General features: G+C 73.3%; 14 protein-coding genes and 1 pseudogene. 9 read left to right on the top strand and 6 right to left on the bottom strand.

What is annotated here, in order from left to right; translation table 11 throughout:
* The first annotated feature begins 122 nt into the window (after positions 1 to 122).
* From ABZ920_RS06540 to ABZ920_RS06515, 6 genes are all read left to right on the top strand, one after another.
* The gene (locus ABZ920_RS06540; protein WP_361499462.1) at positions 123 to 887 is read left to right on the top strand and encodes an IclR family transcriptional regulator; all 765 of its coding nucleotides are present in this window, start codon (positions 123 to 125) and stop codon (positions 885 to 887) included.
* Positions 888 to 1,471: 584 nt separating this feature from the next.
* The gene (locus ABZ920_RS06535) at positions 1,472 to 2,266 is read left to right on the top strand and encodes an MIP/aquaporin family protein (RefSeq protein ID WP_361499460.1); all 795 of its coding nucleotides are present in this window, start codon (positions 1,472 to 1,474) and stop codon (positions 2,264 to 2,266) included.
* Between the two features lie 87 nt (positions 2,267 to 2,353).
* Positions 2,354 to 3,922 carry a glycerol kinase GlpK gene (gene glpK / locus ABZ920_RS06530; RefSeq protein WP_361499458.1) on the top strand — a complete coding sequence of 523 codons (1,569 nt, stop codon included), beginning with the start codon at positions 2,354 to 2,356 and terminating at the stop codon, positions 3,920 to 3,922.
* A gap of 9 nt (positions 3,923 to 3,931) precedes the next feature.
* Positions 3,932 to 5,548, top strand: a complete 1,617-nt coding sequence (locus tag ABZ920_RS06525; protein WP_361499456.1) for a glycerol-3-phosphate dehydrogenase/oxidase — start codon at positions 3,932 to 3,934, stop codon at positions 5,546 to 5,548.
* A 188-nt stretch (positions 5,549 to 5,736) separates the two neighbouring features.
* Positions 5,737 to 6,402, top strand: a complete 666-nt coding sequence (locus ABZ920_RS06520; RefSeq protein WP_361499454.1) for an FCD domain-containing protein — start codon at positions 5,737 to 5,739, stop codon at positions 6,400 to 6,402.
* 583 nt (positions 6,403 to 6,985) lie between these two features.
* Entirely contained in the window at positions 6,986 to 7,960 is a 975-nt protein-coding gene (locus ABZ920_RS06515; protein WP_361499452.1) for a PAC2 family protein, read from the top strand.
* A 431-nt stretch (positions 7,961 to 8,391) separates the two neighbouring features.
* Here the strand turns inward: ABZ920_RS06515 and mshC are convergent, their stop codons facing one another.
* The 4 genes from mshC to ABZ920_RS06495 all read right to left on the bottom strand — a co-directional run bounded on the left by mshC (position 8,392) and on the right by ABZ920_RS06495 (position 12,013).
* Positions 8,392 to 9,621 carry a cysteine--1-D-myo-inosityl 2-amino-2-deoxy-alpha-D-glucopyranoside ligase gene (mshC, locus tag ABZ920_RS06510; RefSeq protein ID WP_361499450.1) on the bottom strand — a complete coding sequence of 410 codons (1,230 nt, stop codon included), beginning with the start codon at positions 9,619 to 9,621 and terminating at the stop codon, positions 8,392 to 8,394.
* 94 nt (positions 9,622 to 9,715) lie between these two features.
* The gene (locus ABZ920_RS06505; protein WP_361499448.1) at positions 9,716 to 10,633 is read right to left on the bottom strand and encodes an SCO1664 family protein; all 918 of its coding nucleotides are present in this window, start codon (positions 10,631 to 10,633) and stop codon (positions 9,716 to 9,718) included.
* Complete coding sequence (locus ABZ920_RS06500; protein ID WP_361499447.1) at positions 10,597 to 11,187, bottom strand: DUF3090 domain-containing protein; 591 nt, start codon at positions 11,185 to 11,187, stop codon at positions 10,597 to 10,599. The genes ABZ920_RS06505 and ABZ920_RS06500 overlap by 37 nt, the downstream gene beginning before the upstream one ends.
* A 139-nt stretch (positions 11,188 to 11,326) precedes the next feature.
* Positions 11,327 to 12,013, bottom strand: a complete 687-nt coding sequence (locus ABZ920_RS06495) for a histidine phosphatase family protein (RefSeq protein WP_361499445.1) — start codon at positions 12,011 to 12,013, stop codon at positions 11,327 to 11,329.
* A gap of 61 nt (positions 12,014 to 12,074) precedes the next feature.
* On the opposite strand from ABZ920_RS06495, the gene corA reads away from it, so the two are divergent.
* Entirely contained in the window at positions 12,075 to 13,076 is a 1,002-nt protein-coding gene (gene corA / locus ABZ920_RS06490) for a magnesium/cobalt transporter CorA (protein ID WP_361499443.1), read from the top strand.
* A 437-nt stretch (positions 13,077 to 13,513) separates the two neighbouring features.
* Here corA and ABZ920_RS06485 read toward each other — a convergent pair whose 3' ends face one another.
* Both ABZ920_RS06485 and ABZ920_RS06480 read right to left on the bottom strand, forming a co-directional pair.
* Positions 13,514 to 14,302, bottom strand: a complete 789-nt coding sequence (locus ABZ920_RS06485; protein ID WP_361499441.1) for a ferritin-like domain-containing protein — start codon at positions 14,300 to 14,302, stop codon at positions 13,514 to 13,516.
* A 255-nt stretch (positions 14,303 to 14,557) separates the two neighbouring features.
* Positions 14,558 to 15,613 (bottom strand): LLM class F420-dependent oxidoreductase, encoded by a 1,056-nt coding sequence (locus tag ABZ920_RS06480; RefSeq protein ID WP_361499439.1) that lies wholly within the window; start codon positions 15,611 to 15,613, stop codon positions 14,558 to 14,560.
* A gap of 197 nt (positions 15,614 to 15,810) precedes the next feature.
* On the opposite strand from ABZ920_RS06480, the gene ABZ920_RS06475 reads away from it, so the two are divergent.
* Positions 15,811 to 16,794, top strand: a complete 984-nt coding sequence (locus ABZ920_RS06475; RefSeq protein ID WP_361499437.1) for an aldo/keto reductase — start codon at positions 15,811 to 15,813, stop codon at positions 16,792 to 16,794.
* Positions 16,791 to 17,212: pseudogene (locus tag ABZ920_RS06470) on the top strand (hypothetical protein); the annotation flags it as partial. The gene ABZ920_RS06475 and the pseudogene ABZ920_RS06470, both read left to right, overlap by 4 nt.

Below are 17,212 nucleotides of genomic sequence, written 5' to 3'. Positions count from 1 at the left end.
GACGTAACAGGTGTCGACCGACCATTAGCGGAGAGTCGACATCGACCGGTAGTGTTCGGCATTGCCGAACGGCGGCAGCGGAGTTGCCGCCGGCGGTTGAAGGGGACGGAGGCAGGACGGCGATGGCACGGAACATCCAGTCGCTCGAACGGGCGGCCGCGATGCTGCGGTTGCTCGCGGGCGGCGAACGACGGCTCGGTCTGTCGGACATCGCGTCGTCGCTGGGCCTCGCCAAGGGCACCGCCCACGGGATACTGCGCACCCTCCAGCAGGAGGGCTTCGTCGAGCAGGACGACACCTCCGGGCGCTACCAGCTGGGCGCCGAGCTGCTACGGCTCGGCACCACCTACCTCGACGTGCACGAGCTGCGGGCGCGTGCCCTGGTGTGGGCCGACGACCTGGCCCGCTCCAGCGGCGAGAGCGTCTACCTGGGCGTGCTGCACCAGCAGGGCGTGCTGATCGTGCACCACGTCTTCCGCCCGGACGACAGCCGGCAGGTCCTGGAGATAGGGGCCATGCAGCCACTGCACTCCACGGCGCTCGGCAAGGTCCTGTCGGCGTACGACCCGGTCGCCCACAGCGAGGCGCTCGAGTCCGACCGCAAGCCGTTCACCGACCGGACCGTGTGCGAGCTTGAGGGCTTTGAACACATCCTCGACCTCACGCGCGCCCGGGGCTGGGCGGCCGACGTGGAGGAGACCTGGGTGGGTGTGGCGTCGATCGCGGCGCCCATCCACGACCGGCGGCGGATGCCGGTGGGGGCGGTCGGCATCACCGGCGCCGTGGAGCGGGTGTGCCAGGAGGGCGAGCTGCGCCCGGACCTGATCGCGGCGGTGCGGGACTGCGCCCGCGCGGTGTCGCGGGACCTGGGCGCCGGGCGCTTCTGAACCGGCCCGGCACGTCCGGGGGGCGGGCCGCGCCGCGCGAGCGCGCGGCGGCCGGTGCCGTAAGCACGAGTAGGGCCTTCGGCGCCGTGCGCGTGGCCGAGCCCGAGCCGGCGCCGCCGGCCACGGCGTCCGGCGCGGCACACCGGGCCGGGGCCCGCGGGCCCGCATCGGACAGGCCCCGGCGTGTCGGACATGTCCCGCCGCGGCGCGGGCCGTCTGCCGCAGAACCGGAAAACGTGACCGGGACGCCCAGGGGCGTCCCGGTTCCCGGCATGCCCGGAAGCGCGGCGGGGCAGGACTCAGCGGTCGGACACCCGTGCGTAGAGCCCCCTCACCGGGACAGGGAGATCGATAGGTCGCGACGATCAATAACGATCCTGCATTCGATAACAGACCTCTTGACGGCCGCCTTACCCCGGGGCAAGACTCCCGTCCATCGGTCGGCATTGTCGAACACCTACCGGCAATAAGCGTTAGAGTGTGGCACTGCCAGAGGCCGAATTCGCTCTCACCCCCGAGGGCGCCAGACCCCCGGAGGGACCCGGGGTTCGGCTGACCCTGGACGAAGGACAAAGGAGTCGCGGGTGTCCAGCTCCGACATCTTCATCGGCGAGACCATCGGTACCGCCATACTCATCCTGCTCGGCGGCGGAGTCTGCGCCGCCGTGACGCTGAAGGCCTCCAAGGCACGCAACGCCGGCTGGCTCGCCATCGCCTTCGGGTGGGGCTTCGCCGTCATGACGGCGGTCTACATCTCGGGCCCGCTGTCCGGTGCCCACCTCAACCCCGCGGTGACGCTGGCACTGGCCATCAAGGACGGCGCGTGGAGCGACGTCCCGGTCTACTTCGCCGGCCAGCTGCTGGGCGCGATGATCGGCTCGGCCCTGGTCTGGGCCACCTACTACGGCCAGTTCCAGGCCCACCTGACCGACCGGGAGATCGTCGGCGGTCCGGGCGCGCAGGCCACCACGACGAAGGCCGTGGAGGCGCAGGAGAAGGGCGCCGGCCCCGTCCTCGGCATCTTCTCCACCGGCCCGGAGATCCGGAACACCGTGCAGAACCTCGTCACGGAGATCATCGGCACCGTGGTGCTGCTGCTCGCCGTGCTCACCCAGGGCCTCAACGCCGAGGGCAACGGCCTGGGCGTCCTCGGCGGCCTGATCACCGCCTTCGTGGTCGTCTCCATCGGTCTGTCGCTCGGCGGCCCGACGGGCTACGCGATCAACCCGGCCCGCGACCTCGGTCCGCGCATCGTGCACGCCCTGCTGCCCCTGCCCAACAAGGGCGGCTCCGACTGGGGCTACGCCTGGATCCCGGTGGTCGGTCCGCTCGTCGGCGGCGCGATCGCCGCAGGCCTCTACAACGTCGTGTTCGCCTAGGAACCGCGGCCGCACAGGAACGCCTGAGCGCACACCACCGCCCCGTACAGACAAGCCCCCGGACCCCGGAACCCTCTGGAGCACACAGTGACCGACGCCCACACCGCCGGCATCGCATCCCACGGCCACGGCCCGTTCATCGCCGCCATCGACCAGGGCACCACGTCCTCGCGCTGCATCGTCTTCGACCGCGACGGCCGCATCGTCTCCGTCGACCAGAAGGAGCACGAGCAGATCTTCCCCAAGCCGGGATGGGTCGAGCACGACGCCACCGAGATCTGGACCAACGTCCAGGAGGTCGTCGCCGGAGCCATCGAGAAGGCCGGCATCACCCGCGACGACATCAAGGCCATCGGCATCACCAACCAGCGCGAGACGACCGTGCTGTGGGACAGGAACACCGGTGAGCCCGTCCACAACGCCATCGTCTGGCAGGACACCCGCACCGACGCCCTGTGCAGGGAGCTCGGCCGCAACGTCGGCCAGGACCGCTTCCGCCGCGAGACCGGTCTGCCCCTGGCCTCCTACTTCGCCGGCCCCAAGGCCCGCTGGCTGCTCGACCACGTCGACGGGCTGCGCGAGCGCGCCGAGGCGGGCGACATCCTCTTCGGCACCATGGACACCTGGGTCATCTGGAACCTGACCGGCGGTGTCGACGGCGGCAGGCACGTCACCGACGTCACCAACGCCTCCCGCACGCTGCTGATGAACCTCCACTCCCTGGAGTGGGACCACAGAATCTGCGAGTCGATCGGCGTGCCGGCGCAGATCCTGCCCGAGATCCGCTCCTCCGCCGAGGTCTACGGCGAGATCAAGGGCGGCAAGCTGGGCGACCTGCTCGGCGGCATCCCGGTCGCCTCCGCGCTCGGCGACCAGCAGGCGGCCCTGTTCGGCCAGACCTGCTTCTCCGAGGGCGAGACCAAGTCGACCTACGGCACCGGCACCTTCATGGTGATGAACACCGGTGACAAGATCATCAACTCCTACTCGGGCCTGCTGACCACGGTCGGCTACCAGATCGGTGACGACAAGCCGGTCTACGCCCTGGAGGGCTCGATCGCCGTCACCGGCTCCCTGGTGCAGTGGATGCGCGACCAGATGGGCCTGATCTCCACCGCCGCCGAGATCGAGACGCTCGCGCTCTCGGTCGAGGACAACGGCGGCGCCTACTTCGTGCCGGCCTTCTCGGGCCTGTTCGCCCCGTACTGGCGCTCCGACGCCCGCGGTGTGATCGCCGGCCTGACCCGGTACGTCACCAAGGCGCACCTCGCGCGCGCCGTCCTGGAGGCCACCGCCTGGCAGACGCGGGAGATCGCCGACGCCATGACCAAGGACTCCGGCGTGGAGCTCACCGCCCTCAAGGTCGACGGCGGCATGACCTCCAACAACCTGCTGATGCAGACGCTCTCGGACTTCCTGGACGCCCCCGTGGTGCGCCCGATGGTCGCCGAGACCACCTGCCTCGGCGCCGCCTACGCCGCCGGCCTCGCCGTCGGCTTCTGGAACAGCACCGACGACCTGCGTGCCAACTGGCGCCGGGCCGCCGAGTGGACCCCCCGCATGGAAGCGGCCACCCGCGACCGTGAGTACAAGAACTGGCACAAGGCCGTCGAGCGGACCATGGGCTGGATCGCCGACGAAACCGACGAGGAGTAAGAAACCGCAATGACCAGTCAGTCCACCCTGCAGTCCGTGCCTGCCCTGGGGACGCACCCGGCCTCCGGCTCCAACCCGAGCCGTGCCGAGACCCGGGAGCAGCTTGCGAAGGCGACGTACGACCTCCTCGTGATCGGCGGCGGCATCCTGGGCATCTCCACCGCCTGGCACGCCGCGCAGTCCGGCCTCAGGGTGGCCCTGGTCGACGCCGGCGACTTCGCCGGCGCCACCTCCTCCGCCTCCTCCAAGCTGCTCCACGGCGGTCTGCGCTACCTGCAGACCGGCGCGGTGAAGCTCGTGGCGGAGAACCACTTCGAGCGCCGTGCGGTCTCCCGCCAGGTGGCCCCCCACCTGGCGAACCCGCTCACCTTCTACCTCCCCGTGTACAAGGGCGGGCCGCACGGCGCGGCGAAGCTCGGGGCGGGCGTCTTCGCCTACTCCGCGCTCTCCGCCTTCGGTGACGGCGTGGGCCACCTGCTGAGCCCGGCGAAGGCCGCTCAGGACGTGCCCGAGCTGCGTACCGAGAACCTCAAGGCCGTGGCCGTCTACGGCGACGACCAGATGAACGACGCGCGCATGGCGCTGATGACGGTCCGCGCGGCCGTCGAGTCGGGCGCGGTCGTGCTCAACCACGCGGAGGTCACCGGCCTGCGCTTCACCCGGGGCCGGGTCACCGGCGCCGAGCTCAAGGACCGCCTGTCGGGCGACGAGTTCGGGGTCGACGCCCGTCTGGTGCTGAACGCGACCGGCCCGTGGGTCGACCACCTGCGCCGGATGGAGGACCCGAACGCGGCGCCGTCCATCCGCCTGTCGAAGGGCGCCCACCTGGTGCTGAAGCGCACCTCCCCGTGGAAGGCCGCGCTCGCCACCCCGATCGACAAGTACCGCATCACCTTCGCCCTCCCCTGGGAGGACATGCTCCTGCTCGGCACGACCGACGAGGAGTACGAGGGCGACCCGGCGGACGTCGCGGTCAACGAGAAGGACATCGCGCAGATACTTGACGAGGCCGCCTTCTCCGTCCGCGACCAGCAGCTCAGCCGTGACCTGATCACCTACGCCTTCGCCGGCCTGCGGGTGCTGCCGGGCGGCCCCTCCGACACGGCCAAGGCCAAGCGCGAGACGGTCGTGACCGAGGGCCGGGGCGGCATGCTGTCCGTCGCGGGCGGCAAGTGGACGACCTTCCGCCACATCGGCCGCACGGTCATGAAGAAGCTGGAGACGCTGCCGGGCCACCCGCTCGGCGACGACTTCGAGCCGATCTCCTCGCTGCCGAAGAAGCTGCCGCTGCCGGGCATCGCCAACCCGCGCGCGGTCGCCCACCGCCTGCTGGTCGACCGCCCGGCGCCGGGCCCGCGCATGGCCGCGGACACCGCCCGGCACCTGGCGACCCACTACGGCTCGCTGGCGTTCGACATCGCCCGGCTGGCCAACGAGAGCCCGGAGCTGGCCGAGCGCGTCCACCCGGACGCCCCGGAGATCTGGGCGCAGGTCGTCTGGGCCCGGGACAACGAGTGGGCCGAGACGGCGGACGACGTGCTGCGCCGCCGTACGACGCTGACGATCCGCGGCCTGGCCACGGACGAGGTCCGGTCGAAGGTCCAGGACCTGCTCGACAAGAAGTGATCACCGGGCAGCGCTGAGCGCCCGCTCCCCCCGCACGGGGGGGCGGGCGGCGCGGACGGGGCGGCTCCTGGCGCACGGGGCCGCCCCGTCGGCGTGCCCCCCGCGGCCGGGCGTCCCCCTCCCGTTCAGGGGGGTCACGCGTCCATACTTCGGTCAGCACGTCCGATGTCTCGGTGAGGGGCCCGGCCATGGCAGTGACCGACGAGGCGATCGAAAGGATCAAGGCGATGATCGTCTCGGGCGCGCTGCGGCCCGGTGACCGGCTGCCCCGGGAGAGCGAACTGGCCGCCCAACTGGGCCTGTCGCGCAACTCCCTGCGGGAGGCGGTGCGGGCCCTGGCGCTGATCCGCGTGCTGGACGTGCGCCAGGGCGACGGCACGTACGTGACCAGCCTGGCCCCGCCCCTTCTGCTGGAGGCGCTGAGCTTCGTCGTCGACCTCCACCGCGACGACACCGTGCTGGAGTTCCTCGCCGTGCGCCGCATCCTGGAACCGGCCGCGACGGCTTTGGCGGCGGCCCGCATCAGCGCGGAGCAACTGGACGCACTGGCGGCCCGGTTGGACGCGCTCGGCGCGGAGCCGTCCATGGACGAACTGGCCGCCGCGGACCTGCAGTTCCACCGGGACGTCGTGCGCTGCTCGGGCAACTCCGTGCTGTGCTCGCTGCTCGACGGCATCTCCGCTCCCACCGCGCGGGCCCGGCTCCGGCGGGGCCAGGACGACGCGGCCGGCCGGATGCTCCTCGAACACCGCGCGATCCTGAGTGCGCTGCGCGACCGGGACGCGGAGGCGGCACGCTCGTGGGCCACGGTGCACATCGCGAGCACGGAACAGTGGCTGCGCGGCACCCCCTGAGACCCCTCCCCCCTCCCCCGCACATGCGATGCCCGGGAGGTCCAGCAGTCCGCCCACGACGGATGCTGCGTCCCGTACACCGAGCGGCCTGGCAGCCACCCACGGACGGGAGGGATGATGCGGTGCCCGGCAGGAGTCCCGGACCCGCCCTTGACGGATGCTCATGCCCTCTTCGCCGGACGGTGCCGCGGCCGCCCACGGACGGGAGGGGGCGTGTCGGGGGGTGCCCGCCCGCAGCGGCCGGCGCGTCGACGCCGGGTGCGCTCATGGAGAAACCGAGCTCGCGCCGGTCCGAGGACGGGCACCCCCCGGCGCGCCCCCGCCCCACTGTCCCGGGCCGCCGACGGGCGCGTCCTCACCGGACAGCACAGGTCGGCGGTCGTCGGACGAATGGGGCCCTACCGGGGGCCTGCTCCCGGTCGACGCCCATAGCGGCGCCTACAGATCGGATGAATCCGAAGTGTTCCGGGCCGGTCGGCGGGGCAGTGATCCGTTCACTCCCCTGTGCAAGGGGCTGCGGGCGTATGTGCGGCACGCCGTAAGGTTGTGACGTACGCGAGGGCACGTCGGAAGGAGGCACTGGGTGATCGAGCTCGAGGGGGTTCCCGAGCTGATCGACCCGGTCATGGTGGCCGCGTTCGAGGGCTGGAACGATGCCGGCGACGCCGCCTCCACCGCGGTCGCGCACCTGGAACGGGAGTGGAAGGGCGAGGTGTTCGCGGCGCTGGACGCCGAGGACTACTACGACTTCCAGGTGAACCGCCCCACGGTGTTCATGGAGGCCGGCGTCCGCAAGATCACCTGGCCGACGACAAGGTTGTCGGTGGTCCGGGTCGGCGGCGACAAGCCGCGCGACCTGGTGCTGGTCCGCGGCATCGAGCCGTCCATGCGCTGGCGCTCGTTCTGCAACGAGCTGCTCGGCTTCGCGCACGAGCTGGGCGTGGAGCTGGTGGTCATCCTGGGCGCCCTGCTCGGCGACACCCCGCACACGCGTCCGGTCCCGATCAGCGGGACCACGTCCGACCCGGATCTGGCCCGCCGCATGGACCTGGAGGAGACCAAGTACGAGGGCCCCACGGGCATCGTGGGCGTCCTGCAGGAGGCCTGCACGCACGCCGGCGTCCCGGCGGTGTCGCTGTGGGCGGCCGTCCCCCACTACGTCTCCCAACCGCCCAACCCGAAGGCCACCCTGGCCCTCCTGAACCGTCTGGAGGACCTGCTCGACCTGCGCATCCCGCTGGGCGAACTGCCCGAGGACGCCCGCGCCTGGCAGGTGGGCGTGGACCAGCTGGCCGCCGAGGACAGCGAGGTCGCCGAGTACGTCCAGACGCTGGAGGAGGCCCGGGACACCGCCGAGCTCCCGGAGGCGTCCGGCGAGGCGATCGCCCGCGAGTTCGAGCGCTATCTGCGCCGCCGCGACGGCGGCGGCGCACCGGGCGGCCACGCCACGGAGGGCGGTGAGGGCGGCACGTACCTGCGGGACAACCCCGGTGGCCGTACGCGGCCACCCAAGCCGCCGAAGCCCGAGGCGGACGACGGCGACGCGTCGGAGGACTGACCCGCCGGACGTGAGAGGGGCGGTGCGCCGATCGCACCGCCCCCTCTCACGTCCGGCGCGCCCCGCGTCCCGCGCGTCCCGGCGCACCCCGGCACGGCTCGGCACCGGTCCGGCGAAGTCGTCCCGCCTGCGACGGCTCGGCCGGACCGGCCGCCCCGGCCAGCCAGGCGGCAAGCGGGCGCAGGCACCGTCCCGTCCGCCGAAGCACGTGTCCTCGCCTGCGGGCCGGCGCGCACCGCGCACAGCCGGCCCACTGCCCACGGCGCACGCTGCCGCCGGCCCGCCCACCCGGCCCCCCTCCCGTTTCCCGACGGCCGGCCGGGCACCCGCCACACGCGGCACGGCGCACGCCGCACGCGGCACGGCGCACGCGCCACGGCGGCGCCGGGCGCGCGGTGATCATCCCGCGCCCGGCGCCGCCGTGCCGTCGGTCAGAGCGCCACGCCCAGCAGGGCGTCCACGGCGCGCGAGACGAGGCCGGGCGCGCCGGTGTCGTCGCCGCCCCGCTCCTGCTGGAGCGCCACCCAGCGGTCGACCGCGGCGAGGACCGCCGGCGCGTCCAGGTCGTCGGCGAGGGCGTCGCGGATCTGCTCCACGAGCGCGTCGGCGCAGGGCCCGTCCGGCCGGGAGACGGCGGCGCGCCAGCGGTCGAGCCGCGCGACGGCGTCCCGCAGCACCTGGTCGGTCCACTCCCAGTCCGACCGGTAGTGGTGGGCGAGCAGCGCCAGCCGGATGGCGGCCGGGTCCACGCCGTCGCGCCGCAGCTGCGAGACGAAGACCAGGTTCCCCTTGGACTTGGACATCTTCTCGCCGTCGAGGGCGACCATGCCGGCGTGCACGTAGGCCTTGGCCATCGGGAACTCGCCGGTCAGCGCCTGGGCGTGCGAGGCGCCCATCTCGTGGTGCGGGAAGGCGAGGTCGGAGCCGCCGCCCTGCACGTCGAAGCCCATCCCGAGGTGGTCGAGCGCGATGGCCACGCACTCGATGTGCCAGCCGGGCCGGCCGCGACCCAGCGAGCCGCCGTCCCAGCTGGGCTCGCCCTCACGGGCGGCCAGCCACAGGATCGGGTCGAGCGGGTTCTTCTTGCCGGGCCGGTCCGGATCGCCGCCGCGCTCCGCGGACAGCAGCCGCATGGCGGCGGCGTCCAGGCGGGACACCGAGCCGAAGCGCGGGTCGGACTCGACGGAGAAGTAGACGTCGCCCTCGAGTTCGTAGGCCGCGCCGAGGTCCCGCAGCCGCTCGACCAGCGGGACGATGCCCGGTATGGCCTCCACGGCCCCTATGTAGTGCCGCGGGGGCAGCATGCGCAGGGCGGTCATGTCCTCGCGGAACAGGGCCGTCTCCTGCTCCGCCAGCCGGACCCAGTCGACGCCGTCGCGCTGTGCCCGCTCCAGCAGGGGGTCGTCGACATCGGTCACGTTCTGGACGTAGTGGACCTGCCGCTTGGTGTCGAGCCACACGCGCTGCACGAGGTCGAACGCGTTGTAGGTCGCCGCGTGACCGATGTGGGTCGCGTCGTACGGCGTGATGCCGCACACGTAGATACGGGCGACGGGACCGGGGTCGAGGGTGACCGGACCGCCGGTCGCGGTGTCGTGGATCCTGAGGTCGCGGCCCTGACCAGGCAGGGCGGGGACCTCGGAAGCGGGCCAGGCATGCATGTCATGAGCCTAACCGGACCGCGGTCCCATCTACGAACCGGATAGGCCGAGACGGCCGATACGGCGCTCTTGCGCGATACCGGCCCCTGTGCTGTCAGACCGGCGGCCAGGGAATCGCCGGCCACTCGCCACCGGGCTCCGGGTGCCTGCCGGACGCGAGCAGCGCCCCGACCCGGGCGCGGGTGGCCTCGACCTCGGCGGAGGTGATCAGTTCGGCCAGCCGGGTGGCGAGGCTCCCGCCGGGCTCCAGTGCGTCCCGCAGCGCGCCGAGCACGCCGACGGCCTCGGCGGTCAGCGGCTCCCCCGCCCAGCCCCACAGCAGGGTCCGCAGCTTGTCCTCGACGTTGAAGGTGACGCCGTGGTCGATGCCGTACAGCCTGCCCCCGGCGGCGGGCAGCAGGTGGCCGCCCTTGCGGTCGGCGTTGTTGATCACCACGTCGAGCACGGCCAGCCGGCGCAGCCGCTCGTCGTCGGCGTGCACCAGGAGCGCGGTGCGGTCCTCACCGACCTCGGCGAGGCCGATGGCCTTCCAGCCGGGTCCGGCCTCCTCGCCGTCCACCAGCGCGAGCAGCTCGCCGTCGGGAACGACGTCGATCCACAGCTGGCACATCCCCTCGCCGTACGGTCCGTCGCGCAGCACGGTGGGCGGCACGAGTCCCCAGCCGGTGGCTTCGGAGACCTCCCAGGCGGCCACCTCGCGCCCGGCGAGCGTGCCGTCGGGGAAGTCCCACAGCGGGCGCTCCCCGGCGACGGGCTTGTAGACGCAGGACGCCTCGCGGCCGTCGTACGTCACCGTGCAGAACAGCGCCGCGTTCGACGCGTCACGGATGCGCCCGCGCACGGTCAGCTCGCCCTTGGCGAGCAGCTCGGCGGGGCCGGCCGACGGGGCCGCGGAGCGGGCCGGGCCGGCCGCCGCGGAGGGGCCGGGCCCGGGCACGGACCCGGCGGCGGGGCCGGCGGGAACCGGCCCCGCCGTCACGCCCCGCGGCGGTATCCGTTCTGGCGCGGACATACGTGTCCTTCCGGGTCGAGCGGGAGGCTGCACAGCGGGCACGGCGGCCGTCCGGCGTTGACGACGTCGAGGGCGCGCTTGGCGAAGGCGCGGGCCTGCGCGCCGGTGAGCCGGACGCGCAGCATCGGGGGGCCGTTCTCCTCGTCCTGCAGGAGCCGCTCCTCGGCCTCGGCGAGGTCCTCCTCGGAGTCGGCGTCGAGTTCCACGAGGGCCTGCGCCTCGACGATCATGCGCTGCTCCTCGCCGTCCCAGGCCAGCGCCATGGTGCCGACGCGGAACTCCTCCTCGATGGGAGTGGCCAGCGGAGCGGTGTCGGCGACCTCGGCGGGGGCCACGGCGGGCACCGCCGCGTTGCCGCCGCTCCGGCGTACGACCTCGTCGAGGAGCTCGTCCATGCGCTCGGCGAGCGCGGCGACCTGGGTCTTCTCCAGGGCCACGCTGGTCACCCGGGGGCCGGCGACGGCCTGGAGGAAGAACGTACGGCGTCCGGGCAGTCCGACCGTGCCGGCCACGAAACGGTCCGGGGGGTCGTAGAGGAACACCTGACGGGACACGTCCTGTCTCCATGAGAATCGTGTGGGGTCGTGACAACGACATGGGATGCGCAGTCGGCCGGCCGCACCGTGCCGTGCCGCTGCCGGCGCCGGCCGCGTGCGGCACGGTGCGACCGCTTCACCCTACTGCGGCCGACGATCACGGTGCGCCCGCGCCGCCCCCGACCGGTGCGTCGTCGCCCGCGGGCTCCTCGCGGGGCGCCAGGGACGCGAGGTCGCCGGTGTCCCCGAGCCGTACCAGGAAGGGCCGCAGCCGTGTGTAGCGGATCGCGGTGACGGAGCACGGCTCGACGGAGATCCGCTGGAAGAGGTCGAGATGCAGACCGAGTGCGTCCGCGACGAGCGACTTGATGATGTCGCCGTGCGAGCACATGAGGTACACGGCGTCGGCTCCGTGGTCGCGCTCCACGCGGGCGTTCCACTCGCGCACCGCCTCGGCGGCGCGGGTCTGCATGGCCCGCATCGACTCGCCCCCGGGGAAGGCCGCGGCCGACGGGTACGCCTGCACCACCTCCATCAGCGGCTCGTCCTTGAGGTCGGCGAGCTTGCGTCCGGACCAGTCCCCGTAGTGGCACTCCCCGATCCGCTCGTCGATGTGCGCGGTCAGTGCGGGCCGGGCGTCGAGGAACGGGCGCAGCGTCTCCTGGCAGCGCTGCAGCGGGCTGGTGACGACCTCGGCGACCGGCAGCGCGGCGAGCCGGCCGGGCAGCGCGGCGGCCTGCGCGGCCCCGCGCTGGTCCAGTGCGACGCCGGGCGTCCAGCCGGCGAGCAGCCCTTCGGTGTTGGCGGTGGAACGTCCGTGCCTGACGAGGATCAACGTGGGCATGCGGACAGCGTAGGCGTACCAGGAGATCCGGCGGAGGCCGGGCGAGAGGAGAACACGCTCCGTGATCGTCGATTGCGCCGTCTACCGCGACGGGCACCGCACCGAGGGTCCCGACGACTTCTCCGACGCCCTGGCGGGGGCCCGGGAGGCCGGCGGTTTCGTGTGGGTGGGACTGCACGAGCCGAGCCAGAAGGAGTTCGACCTGGTCAGCCAGGAGTTCGGGCTGCACCCGCTGGCGGTGGAGGACGCGCTCAAGGCCCACCAGCGGCCCAAGCTGGAGGTGTACGACGACTCGCTGTTCGTGGTGCTGAAGCCGGTGATGTACGAGCCGGAGACCGACACGGTGTCCACCGGCGAGATCATGATCTTCCTTGGGGACTCCTTCGTGGTGACGGTGCGCCACGGCGAGGGCGACGGGCTGACCGCGGTGCGCAGCCGGCTGGAGCGGGAGCCCGAGATGCTGGGCAAGGGCCCCACGTCCGTGCTGTACGCGATCGCGGACACGACCGTCGACCACTACCTGGACGTGGCGACCGAGCTCCAGACGGACCTGGAGGAGCTGGAGACGGAGGTCTTCACGCCGGAGGGGGGCGGTTCGCGGAACACCGCGTCGCGGATCTACAACTTCAAGCGGCAGATCACGGAGTTCCGGCGGGCGACGGGCCCGCTCGCCCCGGCCATGTCCCGCCTGGCCGGCAACGGCCTGGGCACCCTCGGCACGGCCGTGCCCTTCGTGGCGGACGAGGCCCGCCCCTTCTTCCGCGACGTCAGCGACCACCTGACCCGGGTGAACGAGTCCGTGGAGGGGCTGGACCGGCTCGTCTCGGACATACTCTCGGCGCATCTCGCGCAGATCAGCGTCCAGCAGAACGACGACATGCGGAAGATTTCCGCGTGGGCGGCCATGGCGGCCGTCCCCACGATGATCGCCGGTATCTACGGCATGAACTTCGAGCACATGCCGGAGCTGCACTGGGTGTGGGCGTATCCGGCGGTGATCGCCGTGATGGCCGTGCTGGAGTGGGTGCTGTACCGGCTGTTCAAGCAGCGGGGCTGGCTGTAGCCGCGGCCGCCCGGGGGTGTTCCGCGCCGGCGCCCGCCGGTCGCTTGCCGGCCCTCCGTGGCGCGGGCCCCCGGTGGTCGCGTGCCGGCCCTCCGTTGCACGGGCTCCCGGTGGTCGCGTGCCGGCCCTCCGTTGTGCCGGCTCCTGGTGGTCGCGTGCCGGCCTTCCGTTGCGCCGGCTCCCGGTGGGCCGATGTCCGCTCGAACTGTCCGGCGCGGTTCGGCCACAGCGCCGGACTCCGGGTGCCGGCCGGCCGTGGCGCCGGGCTCCCGGGTGTACCGCGGCCCCCTCGGGCCGTCCGGTGCCGGGCGGCCGCAGCGCCGGACTCCCCGGTGCCGCGATCCGCTCGGACCCTTCCGCGCCGGCCCGCCGGGCCGTCGGCCGCGGCCGCGGGGCGGCGGCCGGGGGACGGCCCGGGGTGCCCGTGCCCGTCCGGCTCAGGCGTACTCGGGTGCCGTGCCGGCGGGTCCGCCGAGGGCGTCGCGCCGCAGGGGCGTGCGCAGCCGCACCATCCGGCGCCAGCCCACGCACCGCTCGTAGAGGTGGACCGCGTGGATGCCGGCCGCGAGGACCGCCGACTTCCGTCTCGGCCAGCCCAGGATGCGGCCCATGCGGGCCATGACCGCGAGGCTCACGTCCCGGTGGACGCGGATCTCGGCCAGGGCGCACGCCCGCAGCGTCCGCCGGATGAGCGGTCCGTGCCCGGCGGACGCGAGACGCAGCAGTTCCTCGTGGGCGTAGGCGAGGTGGTTCTCCTCGTCGTCGCAGATGATCCGGACCGCCCTGCCGATCTCCGGATGGCCGCCGAAGTGCCGGCGGAGCAGCAGCATCTGCTCGGCGGCCCGCTGCTCGGTGACCCGGCTGTGGGCGAGGTACGTCACGATGTCCTCGACGGTGAGCGGCTCGTCCGCGTTCAGCCTGGCGTGGGCCAGGCCGACGCCCTGCCGCTCCAGGAGCATGGTGTAGTCGGTGTCGGCGGGCACCGGGACCGGTTCCAGCCCGCGCTTCCTCAGCAGGGCGCGGAAGATGCGGCCGTGCTTGTCCTCGTCCGCTCCATGCCGGGCGATCTTGGGTGCGAGGCCGCGCTCGCCCGCGGGCACGAGAGCGGCGATGCGGCCGTTCTCCCATCCGCCCTGCGCCTCCCCGCTGGCCGCGATGGAGCAGAACAGGCGGAACGACTCGTCGTGGTCGACGATCTCCTGGAACAGGCTCTTGGCCGAGAACATCGTGGGCACCTCTCTGCAGGACCGCGCAGGCAACGAGTCAAATCGCACCCCCGGGGCCCCGCAACAGGTGCGCGGGCCGGCTGCTCCGAACGGCCGACGGCCCGGCGCCCGCGTCGTGCGTAACCACACGGGCCCGGGCGCGTTGTGCTGCGTGACGGCCGTGGCGGGGAAGACCCCCGAGCCCCCACCACGGCCGCAGGACGTCCCGGACGGCGCCTCGCGCCCTGCGTGCGCCCGGCCCCGCCGGCCCCCGCCTCAGGCCAGGCCGGCGCGCTCCAGGGCCTCGGTGCCGGCGCGGAGCGCGGCGATCCGCTCGTCGAGCGTGAAGCCCGCGGGAGTCAGCGTCAGGGTGGTGACCCCGGCTGCCGCGTAGGCCTTCATCCGGTCCGCGATGCGGTCGACGGAACCCAGCAGCGTCGTCCGGTCGATCAGGTCGTGCGGCACGGCCGCCGCGGCGCCCTGCTTGTCGCCGGAGAGGTACTTGTCCTGGATCTCGGCGGCCTCCCGCTCGTAGCCCATGCGGCCGGCGAGCCGGTTGTAGAAGTTCTGCTTGCGGCTGCCCATGCCGCCGACGTACAGCGCGGTGTAGGGGCGGAAGGTGTCGGCGAGCCGTGCCACGTCCTTGTCGTCGCCGAGGGCGAGCGGCAGGGTCGGGCAGACGTCGAAGCCCTCCATCGTCTTACCGGCCTTCGCGCGCCCGGCGCTCAGGTGCTTGACCGCGGTCTCCCCGAGGTGCTCGGCCGAGGGGAAGATCAGCAGGGCTCCGTCGGCGATCTCGCCGGTCTGCTCCAGGTTCTTCGGCCCGATGGCGGCGATGTAGAGCGGGATGTGCTCGCGCTGCGGGTGGACGGTCAGCTTGATCGGCTTGCCCGGCCCGCCGGGCAGGGGCAGCGTCCAGTGCTCGCCGTCGTGGGTCAGCCGCTCCCGCGTCATGGCCTTCCGCACGATCTCGACGTACTCCCGGGTGCGGGCGAGCGGCTTGTCGAACCTGACTCCGTACCAGCCCTCGGAGACCTGCGGCCCGGAGACGCCCAGGCCGAGGCGGAAACGGCCACCGGACAGCGAGTCCAGCGTCGCGGCCGTCATCGCGGTCATCGCGGGCTGCCGGGCCGGGATCTGGAAGATGGCCGAGCCGACGTCGATGCGCTCGGTCTGCGCGGCGACCCAGGCGAGCACGGTGGCCGCGTCCGACCCGTAGGCCTCGGCCGCCCAGCACACGGCGTACCCGAGCCGGTCCGCCTCCCGGGCGACGGCCAGATTGTCCGCGTCCATGCCGGCTCCCCAGTAGCCGAGGTTGATCCCGAGCCTCATGCCGCTTCCCCTTACCGATCAGTAACGTTCCTGTGCGCCAGACCCTAGCGCGGGCTCGCGCGATGCGGCAGGTGGCACCGCGGCGACATCCGTCTCACGTCCACCGGGCCCCGCGCTCGCGGCCCCGTCTCCCGTGCGGGCGGCGGTTGTCCACAGGCAACCCACGGCGCCACCGGCGGCCAGTAATCTCGGCGTCCATGGAGCACAGGCATCTCGGCCGTACCGGCCTGCGCGTGTCCCGCATCGGCCTCGGCACCCTGACCTGGGGCCGGGACACCGACGAGCACGACGCCGCGGACCTGCTGAAGACGTTCTGGGAAGCCGGCGGCACCCTCGTCGACACCGCCGACGTCTACGGCGACGGCGAGGCGGAGTACCTGCTCGGGCGGCTCATGGACGGCCTGGTGCCCCGCCGGGACCTCGTCGTCTCCACGAAGGCCGGCAGCGTGCCCGATCCGGAGCGCCGCTTCGACGGCTCCCGCGGGCACCTGCTGGCCGCGCTGGACGCCTCCCTGGCCCGCCTCGGCACCGACTACGTCGATCTGTGGCACGTCCACGCCTTCGACCCGGTCACCCCGCTGGAGGAGACCCTCCAGGCCGTCGACCTGGCCGTCAGCAGCGGCCGCGTGCGCTACGCGGGCGTGTCGAACTACTGCGGCTGGCAGCTCGCCAAGGCGGCGACCTGGCAGCTCGCGGCGCCGGGCGCGCGCACCCGGCTGGCGAGCACGCAGCTGGAGTACTCGCTGCTGCAGCGGGGCGTGGAGCGCGAGGTCCTGCCGGCCGCCCTCGACCTGGGCATCGGCCTGCTGCCCTCCTCGCCCCTGGGCCGGGGCGTGCTGACGGGCAAGTACCGCACCTCGACGCCGCCGGACTCGCGGGGCGCCTCGGAGCATCTGTCGGCGTTCGTCGCGCCGTATCTCGACGACACCGCGAGCCGCATCGTGGACGCGGTGGCGACGGCCGCCGACGGACTGGCGGTGACACCGCTCGAGGTGGCCCTCGCGTGGGTCCGCGACCGGCCGGGCGTGGCCGCGCCGATCGTCGGCGCGCGCACGGCGCAGCAGCTCACGGCGGCGTTGTCAGTGGAGGCGCTTAGTCTTCCTGACGAGATCTGCCGGGCGCTCGACGACGTGTCGGCGCCTGTGCACCGCTATCCCGATCACGACTGGAGCACGCTGTGAGCACGGAGCCGGAGACCACGGAGGAAGCCGGGCCGGGGACGCCGGGCGCCGGGGCCGAGGGCGGCGCCGGGGAGACCGGGCGCGCGGACACCGGACCGGCCGGGCCGGACAGCGGCGCCCGGGACACCGGCGCACGTCCCGACGACAGCGAGGCGCCGGACGCCGGAGCGGGCACGGACGAGGACGCCGGCGCCGGGAGCGGTGCGGACGAGGGCGGCAGCGCCTCGGCGGGCCGCGGCCCGGCGGAGGACGGCGGAGCTGCGGGGGACGTCGCGGACTCGGGCGGCGGCGCCGATACGGGTGACGTCGCGGACTCGGGGGACGGCGCCGATACGGGTGACGTCGCGGACTCGGGGGACGGCGCCGATACGGGTGACGTCGCGGACTCGGGGGACGGCGCCGATACGGGTGACGTCGC

This window comes from Streptomyces sp. NPDC046831, assembly GCF_040645305.1.
Lineage (GTDB): Bacteria > Actinomycetota > Actinomycetes > Streptomycetales > Streptomycetaceae > Streptomyces.
The sequence above is the reverse complement of the archived record's forward strand: the minus strand, read 5'-3'. Positions and strand labels throughout refer to the sequence as shown.